Below are 16,434 nucleotides of genomic sequence, written 5' to 3'. Positions count from 1 at the left end.
GATGCGCCTCTACGGAACCGAGATCGCCTCCCGCCTGATGCTGGGCACGGCGCAGTATCCCTCCCCCCAGGTGCTGGCCGAGGCCTTCCGCCGCTCCGGCGCCGGCATCGCCACCGTCTCGGTGCGCCGCGAGTCCGGGGGCGAGAAGGCCGGCGCCGCGTTCTGGGAGCTCGCCCGGGGCCTCGGCGTCGCGATCCTGCCCAACACCGCCGGCTGCCATTCGGTGAAGGAGGCCGTCACCACCGCCCACATGGCGCGCGAGCTCTTCGACACCCCCTGGATCAAGCTCGAGGTGATCGGGCACGCCGACACGCTCCAGCCCGACCCGTTCGGCCTGGTCGAGGCCGCGCGGATCCTCGTCGAAGACGGCTTCCAGGTGTTCCCCTACACGACCGAGGACGTGGTGCTCGCCGACCGGCTGCTGTCGGCGGGCTGCGAGCTGCTGATGCCCTGGGGCGCTCCCATCGGCACCGGGCTCGGCCTGACCAACGTCTACGGCCTGCGCACCCTGCGCGCTCAATTTCCGGACGTGCCGATGGTGGTCGACGCCGGCCTCGGCCTGCCCAGCCAGGCGGCGCAGGCGATGGAGATGGGCTTCGACGCCGTGCTCCTGAACACAGCCGTGGCGAAGGCCGGCGACCCCGCCGCGATGGCCGAGGGCTTCGCCCGCGCCGTCCAGGCCGGCCGCCTCGCCTACGAGGCCGATCCGATGGAGCCGCGCGACATGGCCGCCCCCTCCACCCCCGTGATCGGAAAGGCGTTCCTGGAATGAGCCTCGACCGATTCTACCCGATCTTCGACGGCCTGCCCTGGCTGGAGCGGATGCTGCCGCTGGGCGTGAAGCTGGTGCAGCTGCGCATCAAGGACGCGCCGGAGGAGGCGCTGGACCGGACCATTCCCCAGGCCCTCGCCCTCTGCCGCGCCCACGGCGCGACGCTGGTGGTCAACGACCACTGGCGCCAGGCCATCGACGCGGGTTGCGACTGGCTGCACCTCGGCCAGGAGGATCTCGACGAGGCCGACCTTCTCGCCATCCGCCGCGCCGGCCTGAAGCTCGGCGTCAGCACCCATGACGAGGCGGAGCTGGAGCGGGCGCTGGCCCTCTCCCCCGACTACGTGGCGCTGGGGCCGGTCTACCCCACGATCCTCAAGAAGATGAAATGGGAGCGTCAGGGCCTCGGGCGCGTCGCGGAGTGGAAGCGCCGCATCGGCGAGCTTCCCCTGGTCGCCATCGGCGGCATGAGCGTCGAGCGCGCCGCCGGCGCCTTCGCGGCCGGGGCCGACGTCGTCTCGGTCGTCACCGACATCACGCTCAACGAGGACCCCGAGGCCCGCGTGCGCGCATGGATCGAGGCGACGCGATGAACCGCTACGCCCGCCAGGTCGCGGTGCCCGAGTTCGGCCCGCAGGGCCAGGCGGCCCTCGCCCGCGCCCGGATCCTGGTGGTCGGCGCCGGCGGGCTGGCCGCGCCCGCGCTGCAATACCTCGCCGGCGCCGGCGTGGGCGCGGTGCGCCTGGTCGATCCCGACCGGGTGGAGGTCACGAACCTCCACCGCCAGACCCTGTTCCGCGAGGCCGACGTCGGCCGCCCCAAGGTCGAAGCCGCCGCCGCCGCGGTCGCGGCCCTGAACCCCGACTGCCGGGTCGAGCCCGCGGCCCTCGCCCTCGACCCCGCCAACGTCGCGGCCCTGTGCGAGGGCGTCGACCTCGTGCTCGACTGCGCCGACGGCTTCGCGGTCAGCTACATCCTCTCCGACGCCTGCCTCGCCGCCGGCCGGCCGCTGGTCGGCGCCTCGGTCTCGGGGCTGGAGGGCTACGCGGGCGGCTTCTGCGCCGGCGCCCCCAGCCTGCGGGCGGTGTTCCCCGAGCTTCCCGTGCAGCTCGGCTCCTGCGAGGCGGACGGGGTGCTGGGGCCGGTGGTCGGGGTGATCGGCGCGCTGCAGGCGCAGATGGCCGTGGCGATCCTCGCGGGCCTCGACCCCTCCCCCCTCGGCCGCCTCGTGACCTTCGAGGCGCGGAGCTTCCGCTTCGGCGGCTTCCGCTTCGACGGCGTGCCGGAGCCCGAGCGCGGCCCCCGCTTCCTCGCCCCCTCGGCCATAGCGCCCGGCGACTTCCTGGTGGACCTGCGCGAACCGCACGAGGGGCCGCTGGTCCGCGCGGGCGCCCTGCGACTGCCCGCCACCGCCTTCGGCCCCGACGGCCCCGTCCCCGCCCCCGGCCAGCGCGCGGTGCTGTGCTGCCGCTCCGGCCTGCGCGCCTGGCGCGCCGCCGAGCGCCTGTCCGCGGTCTGGCCCGGCGAGATCGCCCTCGTCGCCCTGGGCGCCCCCGAGGGTCCGGGCTGAGGGGGCGCGCGCCCGGCGCGCCCCTGCCCGGCCCTCAGCCCGCCGCCCCGCGTTCCTCCAGCCGCGCCTCGAGCATCCACAGCCGGTCGCCGCCCCAGAACAGCTCCCCCTCGTAGACGAAGCTGGGGACGCCGAAGACGCCCAGTTCCTCGGCCTCGGTCACGATGCGGGCCTGCTCCTCGCGGCCCTCGCCCTCGGCGTAGGCGCGGAAGGCCTCGGCGTCGCCGCCCTGGGCCCCGATCTCGGCGCAGATGTCCTCGGGGGAATCGACGTCCAGCTCGTGGCGCCAGAACTTCTCGAACACCGCCTGGTGATAGCCCTCGAAGATCCCCGCCCGCTGGGCGAACAGCATGCCGGCGTTCGACCAGTAGCCGTCGTAGATCCGCCGCGGCCCCTTCAGCGTCAGCCCCTGCAGGTTCGCGTAGCGCCGCGCGTCCATGTAGGCGTAGCGCACCTTGCGCCAGAAATGCGGGGTGCGGGCCTCGACCGTGCCCATGAACTCGGCGATGCGCAGGGTGTAGGGCAGCCACTCGAGCGTCGCCCCGTGCCGCGCGGCCATCTCCAGCGTCGGGGCCAGCGCCACGTAGGCGTAGGGGCTCTTGTAGTCGGTGTAGGCGCGCACCACGGGCCGGCTCATCGCGCGACCCTCCGCCGGCGCAGGCCCCCGGCGCCCCGGGGCGCCCCGTCCAGATCGGCCATCTCATCCTCCCCGGCCCGTCGCCCCGTGGGCGCGGACCTCTTGTTCTCCAGAGCGCCCGAGCGTGGCGGCCGCCGCCCCGCTTGGCAACGGCTTCGTAAGCGGGCCTTGCAATCGGCCCCCTCCTCGACGGAAACTCCCAGCCGACCCCGCGCTCCGCGGCCGCCCCCGCGCCGGCCCGCCCGCGGGCCCCATAATCAGGAGTCGCCCAGACGCGACCCGGGAGGAGACCCAGATGACCCAAGCCGCCGCAGACGCCCCCAAATCCCTCGACGCCGTGATCGTCGGCGCGGGGTTCGCGGGGCTCTACCAGCTCCACCTGCTGCGCGACCGCCTCGGGCTGAAGGCCCGCGTGCTCGAGACCGCCGACGGCGTCGGCGGCACCTGGTACTGGAACCGCTACCCCGGCGCGCGCTGCGACAGCGAGAGCCACTCCTACCGCTACTTCTTCTCGAAGGAGCTGCACGAGAGCTGGGACTATTCCGAGCGCTACCCGGGGCAGGAGGAGATCCGCGCCTACCTCAACCACGTCGCCGACACGCTTAACCTGCGCCCGGACATCCAGCTCTCGACCCGCGTCTCGGCCGCGTCCTGGGACGAGGCCTCGAAGCTCTGGACCGTGACGACCGAGGCCGGCGAGCGCTTCGCCTGCCGCTGGCTGATCACCGCGGTGGGCTGCCTCAGCTCGGCCAACGTGCCCAACATCCCGGGGCTCGAGGACTTCAAGGGCGAATGGCACCACACCGGCCGCTGGCCGCATGAGGGCGTGGACTTCTCCGGCAAGCGCGTGGGCCAGGTCGGCACCGGCTCGACCGGGATCCAGGCCGCCCCGGTGATCGCCGAGACGGCCAAGACCCTCACCGTCTTCCAGCGCACCGCCAACTACTCGGTGCCCGCCCGCAACGGCCCCCTGAACGAGCAGCGCAAGCAGGAGTGGCGCGACAACTTCGAGGAGGTGCGCAACCTGGTGCGCTCCACCCCGAACTCGCACCCGTTCCGGATCTCGACCGACCGCGCGCTGGACCTGAGCCCGGAGGAGCGGCTGGCCCGCTACCAGAAGGCCTGGGACATCGGCGGCCTGCGCTTCCGCGCGGTCTTCCACGACCTTCTGCTGTCGAAGGAGGCGAACGACACCGCCGCCGAGTTCCTCAAGGGCAAGATCCGCGAGATCGTGAAGGACCCCGAGACCGCCCGGATCCTCTCGGACATCGACCACCCCTACGCGGCCAAGCGCCCGCCCATCGACACCAACTACTTCGACACGTTCAACAAGGACCACGTCTCGGTCGTCGACGTGCGCGCCGACCCGATCAAGCGAATCGTGCCCGAGGGGATCGAGCTCGAATCGGGGAAGGTCCACGAGCTCGACGTGATCGTCTTCGCCACCGGGTTCGACGCGATGACCGGGCCGCTCCTGTCCATCGACTTCACCGGGACCGAGGGGCGCAAGCTGCGCGACGACTGGGCGGCGGGGCCGAAGACCTGGCTGGGCGTGGCGATCCCCGGCTATCCGAACCTGTTCACGGTGACGGGACCGGGCAGCCCCTCGGTGCTCGCCAACATGATCGTGCCCATCGAGCAGCACGTGGAGTGGATCGCCGACTGCATCGAGACCCTGATGCGCGAGGACATGGACCGGATCGAGGCGACCCCCGCCGCGGCCGAGGCCTGGATGGCCCATGTGAACGACGCGGCCGAGGCGACGCTCCTGCCCCAGGCCGGGCACAGCTGGTACCTGGGCGCGAACGTGCCGGGCAAGCCGCGGGTGTTCATGCCCTACGCCGGCGGCATGGTGCGCTTCCGCCAGATCTGCGACGCCGCCGCCCAGCGCGGCTACGAGGGCTTCGCGCTCGGCAAGCCCGCCGATCCGGACGCGCCCCCGCCCCCGGTGCTGGCCGAGATGACCGGCCCCGACGCCCCGCCCCTGCCCGGCTACCCCGCCGGCGCCAAGACCTCGCTGGTCGAAGCGCCCGGCGTCTGACGACGCCCCCGGGGCGGGCGCGCCCCGGGCGCGTGCGTGCGCCCCCGGGCCCCACGCGCGCCCCGGGCCGCGAACGCCTGGGCGCGCCCTCTTCGGCCCCCGCGCGCCCCGGGCTTGACCCGGGGCCCCCCGCTCCCCGTCCGGCGGGCTCGCGGCGGAGGCACGAGGCCACGGGTCAGGCCCGGGGCGCGCGGACGGCGGCGCCGGATCTTCCGGGGCGAGGCCGCGAGGCTTGGCGGGTTCGGCGCCCGGCCCCGGGGCCGGGCCGGCCCTCCGGCGCCGTCCGCTTCCGCCCGGGGCCTCGGGCCTGCATCCCCCTTCCCTCCCGCGCCGGGCCCGCCCCGGCGCGGCCTTCTGTGCTGGGCGCGGGCGCTGCGGCAGGCGGTCGCATGAATCCTTGACGCCGTGCCAACCGCTTGGTCAGGATGGCGAACCGTCGACGCGTGGAACCGCTTCCCCGCGTCGGCCCGCCAGGGCGCGCGCCAACGACGCGCCCGGCGCAAGGGAGGATACGCACACATGAAGAGACCCCACGCCCCGACTCCGTCCCGGCGCGCGGTGCTGGCCGGCGCCGGCGCGGCGACCGCCGTCGCCGCCCTCGGCACGCCCTTCGTCGCCCGCGGCCAGGGCGCCAAGATCCGCATCGGCATGCCGACCATCCTGTCGGGCCGCGTCGCGATCCTGGGCACCTCCAGCCGCGACGCCGCCATGCTCGCCGTCAACAGGCTCAACGCCGGCGGCGGCTTCGGCGGCCGCGAGGTCGAGCTGGTGGTGCGCGACTCCAAGGGCCAGCCCGACGAGGCCGCGCGCGTCACCCGCGACCTGGTCAACACCGAGGGCTGCGAGATCATCATCGACGCCGAGGCCTCCTCGGGCGCCTTCGCGGTCCACGAGGTGGTGGGCGATCTCGGCGTGCTCTGCCTGCACACCTGCTCCGAGACCTCGGCGCTGACGGCGGATCCCAAGCTGCACAAGCCCACCGCCTTCCGGGCTGCGCGCCAGGGCATCCACGACGCGGTGGCGGGCGGCAAGTACGCCGCCAACATCGCCAAGCAGAACAACCTGATGAAGTGGATGACCTGCTCGCCCGACTACGCCTACGGCCGGGACAACACCGCGCAGTTCGTCGAGTACCTCAAGATCTTCGCCCCCGAGGTCGAGGTGGTGAACGAGGCCTGGCCCAAGCTGTTCGAGCCGGACTACACCGCCTACGTGACCCGCGTACTGCAGGTGCAGCCCGACGCGATCTACTCGGCGCTCTGGGGCGGCGACCTGGTGTCGTTCCTCGAGCAGGCGAACCTCTACCAGATCTTCGCGGGCGGCCTGCAGTGGTTCTCCGGCGGGCTCGCCGATCCGCCGATCGTCAACGCGCTCAAGCAGCTCCCCTCCGGCCTGCACTCGGTGTTCCGCTACGACCCGGACTACCCCGACACCCAGGCCAACAAGGACTTCTACAAGGGCTTCACCGACATCTCGGAGACGGAGCCGACCAACTGGGCCTGGCAGACCTACACCGCCGTCCAGTTCATCGACCAGGCGCTGGCGGCCACGGGCGGCAAGACCGACGGCCAGGCCCTGGCCGACGCGGTGAAGGGCGCCGAGGTCGAGAGCCCGTTCACCGAGACCGGCACCATCACCATGCGCGCCGACGACCACACGATCATCGGCTACCCCGTCGCCTGGGGCCAGTCGCGCCCCGATCCCAAGGGCTTCCAGAACTGGGAGCGCGGCGACTGGGACGAGATCCTGTCCATGGAGCAGGAGTGGAAGAAGCGCCAGGGCTACGCCTGAGCGACGGCCGCGCCCGACGGTCCCGGACCCCAACCCGGACCCGCCGGCGCGGCCCCTCTTCCATTCCTCGCCCGCCCCGGCTTCGCGGCCGGGGCGGGTCCGCCTCTCCGCCCCTCATCGGGAGACCTTCATGGACCTCACGGCGCTGACCGGCTGCCTCTCCGTGCCCGCCTGCGCGGTCACCCAGATCTCCACCGGGCTGATCATCGGAATGCTGCTGTTCCTGGTCGCCTCGGGCCTGTCGCTGATCTTCGGCGTGCTGGGGGTGATCAACTTCGCCCACGGCGCCTTCTACATGCTGGGCGCCTATTTCGCGCTCGCCGGCTACCAGCTGACCGGCAACTTCGTGGTGGCGCTGGGCGCGGGCGCGATCGGCATGGCGCTGTTCGGAGCGTTGTTCGAGCGCCTGTTCATCTCGCGGATATACGGCCGGGACGTGCTGATGCAGCTGCTGCTCTGCTACGCCTTCGTGCTGATCCTCGACGACATGGTGAAGATCATCTGGGGCGCCGAGTACAAGATGATGGGCATGCCGCAGAGCTTCGCGATGCCGCCCATGTTCATCGGCGGCGGGCCGGTTCCGCCCTACTACCTGTTCATGATCGGCGCCTCGGTCGGGGTCGGCGCGATCCTGTGGCTGGGCATCGCCAAGACCCGCTTCGGCAAGCTGGTGCGCGCCGCGGCGGTCAACCCGCAGATGGTGGGCGCGCTGGGTGTGAACACCTCCGTCCTCTACGCCTCGGTCTTCGGCATCGGCTCGCTGCTCGCGGGCCTCGCGGGGGCGCTGGCGGCGCCGGTGCGCACGCTGACCCCGGGCATGGGCCTCTCGATCCTGATCGAGAGCTTCATCGTCACGGTGATCGGCGGCATGGGCTCGATCGTGGGGGCCTTCGTCGCCTCCCTGCTGATCGGGCTGACGCGGTCCTTCGGGTCCATCGGCTTCCCGCTCTTCGTGGACGGGGCGATGTTCGTGATGATGGGGCTGGTGCTGGTGCTGCGGCCCTCGGGTCTCTTCGGGCGGCAGGTGTGAGCATGGGACAGGGCCTGATTCGGGACCTGGGCGTCGGCGTCGTCGCCCTGGTCGTGCTGCTGGCGATCCCCGGCCTCGCGAACTCGGCGGGGCTGACGGACTTCATCATCTACGTCGCCGCCTACGGGCTGCTGGCGATGTCGCTGAACCTGCTGACCGGCTACACCGGCCTCGTCAGCTTCGGGCACGCGGCCTACTTCGCCTCCGGCGCCTATTCCTTCGGGCTGCTGATGCAGTCGGGGGCGGTGTCGATCCCGCTCGCCTTCGTGCTGGCGGTGGGCTTCTCGGCGCTGACGGCGCTGATCGTGGGCGCGATCTGCGTGCGGCTGAAGGAGATCTACTTCGCCTTCCTCACCCTCGCCTTCCAGATGATGTTCCACTCCATCATCCTCACATGGGTCTCGCTGACCGGCGGCGACCAGGGGCTGATGGGCGGCATCCCGCGGCCCGCCTTCTGGGGGATCGACCTCGGCTCGGCCTCGGTCTTCTACACGTTCTGCATGGTGGTCTTCGTGATCTGCGTGCTGATCCTGCGCCAGATCGTGCAGAGCCCCTTCGGCCACACGCTGCGCATGATCCGCGACAACCCCCAGCGGGCCGTGTTCCTGGGCGTGAACACCTACCGCGCCAAGCTGCTCAGCTTCGTGCTGGCGGGCTCCATCGCCTCGGTCGGAGGGATCCTGCTGGCGCTCTTCGCGTCCGGCGCCTACCCCGAGTTCGCCTACTGGACCATGTCCGGCCAGGCGATCTTCATGATCATGCTCGGCGGCAGCCGGGTGTTCCTGGGCCCGCTGCTGGGGGCGATCCTGCTGCAGGGCCTCAACCACTACGTCACCGCGGTGACCGAGCATCACGGCCTGGTGCTGGGCATCGTGATCGTGGTCGCGGTGCTCGGCCTGCGCCGGGGCATCGCCGACTTCGCGCTCGACTGGCGCGAGGCGCGGCGCGAGCGGCGCCTCGCCGCCGCGCGCGAGCCCGCCGGCGGCGGCCGCCCGGCCTCGACGGGAGGAAACGCATGATGGACATGACCGGCCGCGTCGCGGTCGTCACCGGCGGCGCCAGCGGCATCGGCGCCGCCTGCTGCCGGATGCTGGCGGACCTCGGCGCCCGCGTCGCCGTGCTCGACGTGAACCTCGCCGGCGCCGAGACGGTGGCCGACGCCCTGCCCGGCGAGGGCCACGTCGCCGCCTGGCTCGACGTGCGCGAAGAGGCGGCGGTCGAGGCGCTGGCCGCGAAGCTCGACGCCGAGATGGGCCCCGCCTCGGCGCTGGTCACCTCCGCCGGCGTCCTCCAGCTTCCCCAGTCGCCCGAGGACCTGCCGATGTCCGAATGGGACCGGGTCGTCGCCGTCGACCAGCGCGGCGTCTGGGTCAGCTGCGTCGCCTGGGGCCGGCGCATGGCGCTGCGCGGCGCGGGCTCGATCGTCAACATCGCCTCCATCGCGGGGATGCGCGCCCTGCCGCTGCACGCCTACTCCCCCGCCAAGGCCGCGGTGATCTCGATGACCGAGTGCCTTTCGACCGAATGGGGCCGCTCGGGCGTGCGCGTGAACGCCGTGTCCCCCGGCTTCACCCTCACCCCCGCGCTCGCCGAGCGGTTCGAGAACGGCGAGCGGGATCCCAAGCCGATGCAGGACATGACCCCCATGGGCCGCCTGGTGAAGCCGGAGGAGATCGCCTCGGCCGTCTGCTTCCTGTGCTCCGACGCCTCCTCCGCGATCAGCGGCGTCACCTTGCCCGTGGACGGCGGCTGGCTCTCCGGCCCCGCCTGGACCACCTACGCGCCGTTCCCGGCGGCCAGGGGGAACGCATGACCCAGCCCATGCTCGAGATCCGCGACCTCGCCAAGTCCTTCGGCGGCGTCGAGGCGATGCGCGGCGTCAGCCTCGACTTCCCCGCCGGCTCGCTCACCGCCATCATCGGCCCCAACGGCGCGGGCAAGACCACCTTCTTCAACCTCATCTCCGGCCACATCCGCCCCGACCGCGGCTCGGTGAAGCTCGACGGGAAGGAGCTCGTGGGCCTCTCCAGCCTCGAGGTCGTGCGCCGGGGGATGACGCGGGCCTTCCAGGTGGCCAGCATCTTCCCCGACATGACCATGGAGCAGAGCCTGGTCGCCGCCGTCACCGCGCACCGGGGCGACCTCTTCTCGATGCTGCGCCGCGCGCCCCTGCCCCAGTCCCGCGACCGCGCGCGGGAGATCATGGACCTGCTGGGCCTGACGCCGCGGGCCGAGGCGCTGTCGCGCAACCTCAGCCACGGGGAGCAGAAGCTCCTCGACATCGGCCTGGCGCTGGCGCTCGACCCCAAGGTGCTGCTCCTCGATGAGCCCACGGCCGGCATGGGCGCCGAGGAACGCTGGCGGATGATCGAGAAGGTCCACGCCCTGTGGGAGGCCTCGGACCTGACCGTGATCTTCATCGAGCACGACATGGACATCGTGTTCCAGATCGCCCAGCAGATCGACGTGCTCAGCTACGGCCAGGTGCTCGCCAAGGGGACGCCCGACGAGATCAAGCGCAACCAGGACGTGATCGACGCCTACCTGGGCCAGGATCACCACCACGCCGTGACGGAGGGCGCCTGATGGCCGAGACAGCCACGCTGGAGACGCGCGCCGCCGAGGCGGGCGCGCCGCTGCTCGAGGTCGAGCATCTCGACGTCTACTATGGCGCGAGCCAGATCCTCTTCGACCTCGGCCTCTCGGTCGGCGAGGGGCACACGGTCGCCCTGCTGGGCCGCAACGGCGCGGGCAAGTCGACCACCTTCAAGGCCATCGCCGGCATCGCGCCGCCGCGGCGCGGCTCGGTCCGTCTGCGGGGGCGGGAGATGGCGGGCCAGCCCCCCCACCGGATCGCCCGCGCCGGCATCGGCTACGTCCCCGAGGACCGGCAGGTGTTCCCCGAGCACTCCGTCGAGGACAACCTCCTGATCGGCGAGAAGAAGGGCGCCACCGGCAAGCGCGACTGGACGCTGGAGCGGGTCTACGACGTGTTCCCGATCCTCGCGGGCATGAAGGGGCGCATGGCGGGCCGCCTCTCGGGCGGCGAGCAGCAGATGCTGACCATCGCCCGCACCCTGATGGGCAACCCCGACCTGGTGCTGCTGGACGAGCCGTCCGAGGGCCTCGCCCCGATCATCGTGGCCGAGATCGGCAAGCTGATCGCCACCCTGCGCGGGATGGGCGTGACGATCCTGATGGCCGAGCAGAACATGCACTTCTGCCTCGCCGTCGCCACCCACGCCGCGGTGATCGACAAGGGCGTGGTGGTCTATCGCGACACCATCGCAGGACTGAAGGCCAACCGGGAGATAACCGACCGCTACCTCTCGATCTGAGCCCGGCCTCTCCCGCCCTTCGCCGCCTCGGCCCCGGGCTAGGCCCGACCGGCTCGGCATCGCGCCCCGGGCTCGGCCCGGGGCGTCTCCCGCCATCGGCCGCCTCGCCTCTGCGCTCCGGGCTTGACCCGGGGCCCCTCCCGCCATTGGCCGCTGGGCGTCTCGTCGTGATCGGCGCGCGGGCCGTGGGCGCGAGGTCCCGGGTCAAGCCCGGGGCAAGGTCTCCGCTGCGCGGCGGGCGCGCTCATCCCCCCGCGCCGTCTCCGCTCCTGCCGTCTCCGCCCCTCCCGGCGCCTACAGCGCCCCGACCCGCTCCAGCACCTTTCGCACCGCCTCGACCTGATCGGGGGTCAGCGGCGACTGGGGCGGGGCGGGGTCGCCGCAGTCGAAGCCCTGAAGCCGCAGGCCCGCCTTCACCGCGCCCGCCAGGTTGTAGCGCGCGAAGACCTGGTTCACCGCCCACAGCTCGCGCTGCAGATCCATCGCCTCGGCCCAGGCGCCGGCCTCGCACAGCTCGAACAGGCGCACGCTCTGGCGCGGGATCAGGCAGGACGGACCCGCCAGCCACCCCCGCCCCCCGATCAGCATCACCGCCGTGGTCACGTGCGACGAGGCCGCGAACACCCCGATCCGCCCCTCGCAGCGGTTCAGGATCGACAGCAGCCGCCCGGTGTTGGTCGAGGCGTCCTTGACGAAGACGATGTCGGGATGGCGCGACAGCGCCTCGATCGCCTCCAGCGACAGGTCCGAGCGCTGGAAATTGGGGTTGGTGTAGAGCGTCGTGGGCACCCCCGCCGCATCGGCGACGGCGGTGAAATAGGCGACCACCCCGGCCTCGGAGACCGGGAAATACGCCTCGAGCACCGCCAGGATCCCGTCGGCGCCCAGCTCCACCCAGCGCCGCGCCTGGGCGACCGCGTCATGGGTCGAGGTGGCCGCGACGCCGGCGATCACCGGAACCCGGCCGGCCGCGGCCGCGACGGTCGTCGCCACCACCCGCTCCTTCGCCGCGAAGTCGAGATAGGCGAACTCCCCCGTCGAGCCCAGCGGCGTCAGCCCGTGCACCCCGGCCCCGATCAGGTGGTCGCTCAGGCGCGCCAGGGCCCCCTCGTCCACCGCGCCCTCGGCGGTCAGCGGCGTGGGCAGATAGGGCACGACGCCCCGCAGCTCCCGGACGCGGTCGCTCATGCGATCCTCCCCTGCATTCGTCCCGCCCCGGCGGCTCCGGGGTCTTCCCCCCAAGCCAGAGCAGGCGGGCGGGGGGCGGTCAAGCGGAGCGCTCCGCGAGGCGGCGCCGCGAACGGCGAAGGGCCGCGCCTGTCCGGCGCGGCCCCCGCTCGGTTCCCGATGCGCGTCCGCTCAGACGAAGGCGAAGGACTCCGCCTCCAGCGAGGCCGCGGTCACCCCCTGCAGGGTCACGTCCCAGCCCTCGCCCAGCGCGATCAGCACGCCGTCGTCGGCGTCGCTGATCGCCGCGGACAGCGCCTCGAAATCGGCGAAGGCCTCGGCCGAGACCGCCAGCCGGTCGCCCTCCGAGGCGTCGAAGTCGAGGATCACGTCATGCCCGCCGCCGTCGACGAAGTCGAAGCGGTCGCCGCCGCGACCGCCCTTCAGCACGTCGTCGCCCTCGCCGCCGATCAGCCGGTCGGCGCCCTTGCCGCCGTAGAGCCGGTCGTCGCCGTCGCCGCCCTCCAGCCGGTCGCGCCAGGCGTTGCCGCGCAGCACGTCGTCGCCGTCGCCGCCATAGAGGCGGTCCTTCGCGCCGCCGCCCCGCAGCACGTCGTCGCCCGCGCCGCCGAAGGCCTCGTCCTGCAGGTCGCCGCCGGTGAAGCGGTCGGCCCCCTCGCCCCCCTGGAAGGACAGCGAATAGCCCGACAGAAGCGACGTGATCGCCTCGGCGTCGCCGGTCTGCGCGGCGGAATAGAGCGCGTAGACCGGGTTGGTCTCGGCGTCCGACCCCGCCCCCGGCTCGAGCGAGAGGCCCAGGCCCGAGATCGTGACCGCAGCGTCCAGGCCCGTCACCTCGCCCGCCTCGCCGGTCCCCTGCTCGCCGCTCGTCTCGCCCTCGACCCAGTCGCCGAAGACGATGGCGTCGATGGCGCCCGAGATGCCGTGGCCGAAGGCGGGGCCGTTGTGGATGAAGTCGTAGGCGAGCTCCGCCCCCTCCAGCAGCACCGAGGCCGAGGCCGCCTCGTCGGTTCCCGCCGTCTCGTAGGAGACCAGAACCTGGCTGCCGTTCATGTAGTAGGTGCCGCCGAAGGCGCTGTCCGGCTCGCCCCCGTAGAAGGCGGTCGAGCCGTCTTCGAGCGCCGCGAAATAGTCGGCGAGGTAGTCGTCGAAGTTCACGCCGCCCGCGGCGGCGACGTCGACGGTGACGTAATCGGTTCTGGCCATGATGGCGCCCCTTTTCCCGGCCGGTCCCGGGGACCGGCGCGCGTCTGATGCAGGATCCGTTGGAGATCGGGTCGTCTGCTGGCTGGCGCTTGGGGTCCCAGGGCGCGGGACGGCGGCTCGTGCGGGCTTCGACCTGGCTCCGTGGTTAACGACCCCCGCGCGGGGATGCAACGCCGACGTCGGGCCGCCCCGCCGTCCGCGAATGTTCTCATATTCGAAACCGATCGGAGCCTACGGCGGGCTTGTTCGCCGCGACGGAGGAGTTAGGTGTGGGGGGCGAACCTGATGCCGCATCCAGCCGAGGGGCCCCCCATGCTTCGTCTCGCCATCGTCACCGCCTCCACCCGCCCGGGCCGCAACGGCGCCGCCGTCGCCAAGTGGTTCGCCGAGGCCGCCCGCGCCCACGGCGGCTTCGAGATCGTGGAGGTCGACCTCGCCGACCACGACCTGCCCGTCTACGACGAGCCGAAGCATCCCCGCATGCAGGACTACCAGCACGAGCACACCCGGCGCTGGTCGGAGGTGATCGGCGCCGCCGACGCCTTCGTGTTCGTGACGCCGGAATACAACTACGGCCCCACCCCGGCGCTGCTGAACGCCTTCACCTACCTCGCCAAGGAATGGGGCCGGAAGGTCTGCGGCTTCGTCTCCTACGGCGGCGTCTCGGGCGGCCTGCGCGGCGTGCAGGCGATCAAGCCGATCTTCGCCACCGCGAACCTGATGTGCATCGCCCAGCAGGTCACGATCCCCTTCGTGTTCGAGCAGCTCAAGGACGGCGTCTTCACTCCGACGGGCCCGAACACCGAGGCCGTGGGCCCCATGCTGGACGAGCTTCAGGCCTGGGCCGGCGCGCTGAAGACCATCCGCTGAGCGCCCGGCGCGGCGGGGCGCAGGACGCCCGCCGCGCCGCCGCGGCTGGCAATGCCCGGCCGGGAAGGCTAGATGGGCGCGATCCCAGCGCCCATCGCGCCCCCCTGAGCGACCCGGACCCTTGACCGATCCCGACGCCCCCCAGCCCTCCGCGCGCCCCGATCCGCTCAGGCCCGACCCCCTGCGGCCCGACGCGGTGATGGCCCCGCCGAAGACGGCGAAGGAGGCGAAGCGCCAGGCCCGCCGCCTGCGCGCGCAGGAGCGGTGGGAGACCTCGCTCGAAAGCCCCCGCGCCCGGCTGCGCGCCTGGCTCGACATGCTCTTCGTCGACCATGGCGTGATCCGCGCGGTCTACCTCAACCTGCATCCCGTCGGCCCCGACGCGTTCCGCGCCGCCCAGCCCCTGCCCGGGCAGATCGCCCGCCTCGCCCGCCGCTCGGGCCTCAAGGCGGTGATCTCGCTGCGCGGCGGGGTGCTGCACGGCTCCTACCCGCTGGAGCGCGAGGTCTGCGAGGCCGAGGGCCTGGTCTTCACCCGCGCCGTCCTGCGCTCCCGCGGGCTGCCCAGCCGGGAGGAGTTCGCGGCGCTCGAGACCCTGATCGCCGAAACCCCGACCCCCGTCCTCTTCCACTGCAAGTCGGGCGCCGACCGCGCCGGCTTCATGGCCGCCCTGTGGATGATCCTGCACGAGGGACGCTCCGCAGCCGAGGCGGCCGGGCAGCTCTCGCTCCGCTACGGGCATCTCTCCCACGGGCCCACCGGCGTGCTCGACCGTTTCTTCGCCGAGGCGGTGGCGGCCGAGGCCCGAGGCGTGCCCTTCCGCGTCTGGATCGAGACCGAATACGACCGCGAGGCCATCGAGACCGCCCACCGCGCCCAGGGCCGCCGGGGCCTGGTCGAGCGGATCTCCGGCTGGATCACCGACCGCCTCCTGCGCCGCGAGTGACCCCGAGAGGCCGTGCCGCGAAGGCGCTATCTTTTGGATAGCGCTTCCGTCGCCGGTCGATTCCCTTGGAAAAGCAATGACCTAGCCGCACCAAGGCCGAAAGCCGGGGCCCGGGCGTCAGTTCGCCGGCCGGTCGCCCTGCACCAGCTCGACCTCGGCGCCGCCCTCCAGCATCGGCGCCTCGGCGCGCGCGCCGATCACGTCGCCGGGCAGGAACCAGTGGAAGCCGAACAGCGTGGCCGCGCCGGTGGGGATGCGCGCCTCGACCGCCACGCGGTCGCTCATCGAGACGCTGACCGAGACCGCATGGCGCGCCTCGCCCTGCAAGCGCGCCCGCACCCGTCGCGCGGCCTCGCGCGGCGCGATCTCGCCCGCGCCCAGCGACAGCGCGGCCTGGGAGGCGGCGACGCGCAGCTCCGCCTCGGCCCGCAGCACCAGCACGTAATCGGTCAGGGCGAATCCCGCCACCAGCGCCGCCGGCGCCCACAGCGCGGTCTCGGCCCGGGGGACGAAGCGCGCGAGGTCGGCCGGTTTCGGCAGGCGGGAGCGTCGGACGAAGCGGGCGATCGGCGCCATCATGCGGCCGCCCTCACGGCGGCATGATGGACGCCTCCGGCTCGCCGGCCGGCGTGACGCCAGGCGGGGCGCATCGCGACGCTTCCCCGCGTCCCGACGTGCGCGACCGACCCCCGGTCGCATGCCCTGCCCGCTTTCGCGCGAACCCAATGCCGGAACCGAACCGTGGTCCCGCCGCGCGCGACGCTCGAGGTCGAAGCGACGTCCCGGCCGATGCCGGTCGCCGCGAACCCGTCGCGTTCCATGCTGCACCTCCCCCCGCGCCCCTCCCCAGACGGGCGCGGCTTGGCGTGGCGTCATCTGGGGATCGGGATAAATGAACCTTACGTGAAGATCAAGTTATATTCTCGTTCATATTGGAAGAAAACCGACGCGCAGACAAGGCCGCGGCGGGCGCGCCCCGCCCGGCCCCCGAACCGCCGGGCGGACGCCCCTCGCGCCCGCGCCCGGCGCCCCGCCGCGCCGAATC

At 72.7% G+C, this 16,434-nt stretch carries 16 protein-coding genes; 12 read left to right on the top strand and 4 right to left on the bottom strand.

Annotation, left to right across the window (positions count from 1 at the left end; genetic code table 11):
* Nucleotide 1: 1 nt before the first annotated feature.
* The 3 genes from P2H44_RS10680 to P2H44_RS10670 are packed head-to-tail and all read left to right on the top strand — an operon-like array spanning nt 2 to nt 2,342.
* A complete protein-coding gene (locus tag P2H44_RS10680; protein WP_275763509.1) occupies nt 2-772 on the top strand; it encodes a thiazole synthase in 771 nt (256 codons plus the stop codon).
* Nucleotides 769-1,365, top strand: a complete 597-nt coding sequence (locus P2H44_RS10675; protein ID WP_275763507.1) for a thiamine phosphate synthase — start codon at nt 769-771, stop codon at nt 1,363-1,365. Before P2H44_RS10680 ends, P2H44_RS10675 begins: the two co-directional genes overlap by 4 nt.
* On the top strand, nt 1,362-2,342 hold the full coding sequence (locus tag P2H44_RS10670) for a HesA/MoeB/ThiF family protein (RefSeq protein WP_275763506.1): 981 nt from the start codon (nt 1,362-1,364) through the stop codon (nt 2,340-2,342). The genes P2H44_RS10675 and P2H44_RS10670 overlap by 4 nt, the downstream gene beginning before the upstream one ends.
* 34 nt (nt 2,343-2,376) lie before the next feature.
* On the opposite strand, the gene P2H44_RS10665 is transcribed toward P2H44_RS10670, so the two are convergent.
* On the bottom strand, nt 2,377-2,979 hold the full coding sequence (locus P2H44_RS10665; RefSeq protein WP_275763505.1) for a 2-hydroxychromene-2-carboxylate isomerase: 603 nt from the start codon (nt 2,977-2,979) through the stop codon (nt 2,377-2,379).
* 295 nt (nt 2,980-3,274) lie between these two features.
* Here P2H44_RS10665 and P2H44_RS10660 point away from each other — a divergent pair, with 295 nt between their 5' ends.
* The 7 genes from P2H44_RS10660 to P2H44_RS10630 all read left to right on the top strand — a co-directional run bounded on the left by P2H44_RS10660 (nt 3,275) and on the right by P2H44_RS10630 (nt 11,179).
* On the top strand, nt 3,275-5,020 hold the full coding sequence (locus tag P2H44_RS10660) for a flavin-containing monooxygenase (protein WP_275763504.1): 1,746 nt from the start codon (nt 3,275-3,277) through the stop codon (nt 5,018-5,020).
* Nucleotides 5,021-5,539: 519 nt separating this feature from the next.
* Nucleotides 5,540-6,811 (top strand): ABC transporter substrate-binding protein, encoded by a 1,272-nt coding sequence (locus P2H44_RS10655; RefSeq protein ID WP_275763503.1) that lies wholly within the window; start codon nt 5,540-5,542, stop codon nt 6,809-6,811.
* A gap of 130 nt (nt 6,812-6,941) precedes the next feature.
* The gene (locus P2H44_RS10650) at nt 6,942-7,841 is read left to right on the top strand and encodes a branched-chain amino acid ABC transporter permease (RefSeq protein ID WP_275763502.1); all 900 of its coding nucleotides are present in this window, start codon (nt 6,942-6,944) and stop codon (nt 7,839-7,841) included.
* 2 nt (nt 7,842-7,843) lie between these two features.
* Nucleotides 7,844-8,860 (top strand): branched-chain amino acid ABC transporter permease, encoded by a 1,017-nt coding sequence (locus P2H44_RS10645; RefSeq protein ID WP_275763501.1) that lies wholly within the window; start codon nt 7,844-7,846, stop codon nt 8,858-8,860.
* Entirely contained in the window at nt 8,857-9,654 is a 798-nt protein-coding gene (locus P2H44_RS10640) for an SDR family NAD(P)-dependent oxidoreductase (protein ID WP_275763500.1), read from the top strand. The genes P2H44_RS10645 and P2H44_RS10640 overlap by 4 nt, the downstream gene beginning before the upstream one ends.
* Nucleotides 9,651-10,427, top strand: a complete 777-nt coding sequence (locus P2H44_RS10635) for an ABC transporter ATP-binding protein (RefSeq protein WP_275763499.1) — start codon at nt 9,651-9,653, stop codon at nt 10,425-10,427. The genes P2H44_RS10640 and P2H44_RS10635 overlap by 4 nt, the downstream gene beginning before the upstream one ends.
* On the top strand, nt 10,427-11,179 hold the full coding sequence (locus P2H44_RS10630) for an ABC transporter ATP-binding protein (protein WP_275763498.1): 753 nt from the start codon (nt 10,427-10,429) through the stop codon (nt 11,177-11,179). Before P2H44_RS10635 ends, P2H44_RS10630 begins: the two co-directional genes overlap by 1 nt.
* Before the next feature lie 294 nt (nt 11,180-11,473).
* Here the strand turns inward: P2H44_RS10630 and P2H44_RS10625 are convergent, their stop codons facing one another.
* Both P2H44_RS10625 and P2H44_RS10620 read right to left on the bottom strand, forming a co-directional pair.
* A complete protein-coding gene (locus P2H44_RS10625; RefSeq protein ID WP_275763497.1) occupies nt 11,474-12,367 on the bottom strand; it encodes a dihydrodipicolinate synthase family protein in 894 nt (297 codons plus the stop codon).
* Between the two features lie 171 nt (nt 12,368-12,538).
* On the bottom strand, nt 12,539-13,573 hold the full coding sequence (locus P2H44_RS10620) for a calcium-binding protein (protein ID WP_275763496.1): 1,035 nt from the start codon (nt 13,571-13,573) through the stop codon (nt 12,539-12,541).
* Nucleotides 13,574-13,885: 312 nt separating this feature from the next.
* Here P2H44_RS10620 and P2H44_RS10615 point away from each other — a divergent pair, with 312 nt between their 5' ends.
* Nucleotides 13,886-14,443 (top strand): NADPH-dependent FMN reductase, encoded by a 558-nt coding sequence (locus P2H44_RS10615; RefSeq protein WP_275763495.1) that lies wholly within the window; start codon nt 13,886-13,888, stop codon nt 14,441-14,443.
* 121 nt (nt 14,444-14,564) lie between these two features.
* Complete coding sequence (locus P2H44_RS10610) at nt 14,565-15,389, top strand: tyrosine-protein phosphatase (RefSeq protein ID WP_275763494.1); 825 nt, start codon at nt 14,565-14,567, stop codon at nt 15,387-15,389.
* Nucleotides 15,390-15,506: 117 nt separating this feature from the next.
* On the opposite strand, the gene P2H44_RS10605 is transcribed toward P2H44_RS10610, so the two are convergent.
* Nucleotides 15,507-15,968, bottom strand: a complete 462-nt coding sequence (locus tag P2H44_RS10605) for a hypothetical protein (RefSeq protein WP_275763493.1) — start codon at nt 15,966-15,968, stop codon at nt 15,507-15,509.
* Nucleotides 15,969-16,434: the final 466 nt, after the last annotated feature.

It is taken from the genome of Albimonas marina, assembly GCF_029223255.1.
In the GTDB taxonomy this organism is placed as follows: Bacteria; Pseudomonadota; Alphaproteobacteria; order Rhodobacterales; family Rhodobacteraceae; genus Albimonas.
This window is presented reverse-complemented; position numbering and strand designations above follow the sequence as displayed.

Coding starts and splice junctions, on each gene's coding strand:
- P2H44_RS10670 (WP_275763506.1), top strand. CDS start 1,362: ATGAACCGCTACGCCCGCCAGGTCGCGGTGCCCGAGTTCGGCCCGCAG.
- P2H44_RS10625 (WP_275763497.1), bottom strand. CDS start 12,367: ATGAGCGACCGCGTCCGGGAGCTGCGGGGCGTCGTGCCCTATCTGCCC.
- P2H44_RS10655 (WP_275763503.1), top strand. CDS start 5,540: ATGAAGAGACCCCACGCCCCGACTCCGTCCCGGCGCGCGGTGCTGGCC.
- P2H44_RS10640 (WP_275763500.1), top strand. CDS start 8,857: ATGATGGACATGACCGGCCGCGTCGCGGTCGTCACCGGCGGCGCCAGC.
- P2H44_RS10630 (WP_275763498.1), top strand. CDS start 10,427: ATGGCCGAGACAGCCACGCTGGAGACGCGCGCCGCCGAGGCGGGCGCG.
- P2H44_RS10605 (WP_275763493.1), bottom strand. CDS start 15,968: ATGATGGCGCCGATCGCCCGCTTCGTCCGACGCTCCCGCCTGCCGAAA.
- P2H44_RS10675 (WP_275763507.1), top strand. CDS start 769: ATGAGCCTCGACCGATTCTACCCGATCTTCGACGGCCTGCCCTGGCTG.
- P2H44_RS10615 (WP_275763495.1), top strand. CDS start 13,886: ATGCTTCGTCTCGCCATCGTCACCGCCTCCACCCGCCCGGGCCGCAAC.
- P2H44_RS10635 (WP_275763499.1), top strand. CDS start 9,651: ATGACCCAGCCCATGCTCGAGATCCGCGACCTCGCCAAGTCCTTCGGC.
- P2H44_RS10660 (WP_275763504.1), top strand. CDS start 3,275: ATGACCCAAGCCGCCGCAGACGCCCCCAAATCCCTCGACGCCGTGATC.
- P2H44_RS10680 (WP_275763509.1), top strand. CDS start 2: ATGCGCCTCTACGGAACCGAGATCGCCTCCCGCCTGATGCTGGGCACG.
- P2H44_RS10665 (WP_275763505.1), bottom strand. CDS start 2,979: ATGAGCCGGCCCGTGGTGCGCGCCTACACCGACTACAAGAGCCCCTAC.
- P2H44_RS10650 (WP_275763502.1), top strand. CDS start 6,942: ATGGACCTCACGGCGCTGACCGGCTGCCTCTCCGTGCCCGCCTGCGCG.
- P2H44_RS10645 (WP_275763501.1), top strand. CDS start 7,844: ATGGGACAGGGCCTGATTCGGGACCTGGGCGTCGGCGTCGTCGCCCTG.
- P2H44_RS10620 (WP_275763496.1), bottom strand. CDS start 13,573: ATGGCCAGAACCGATTACGTCACCGTCGACGTCGCCGCCGCGGGCGGC.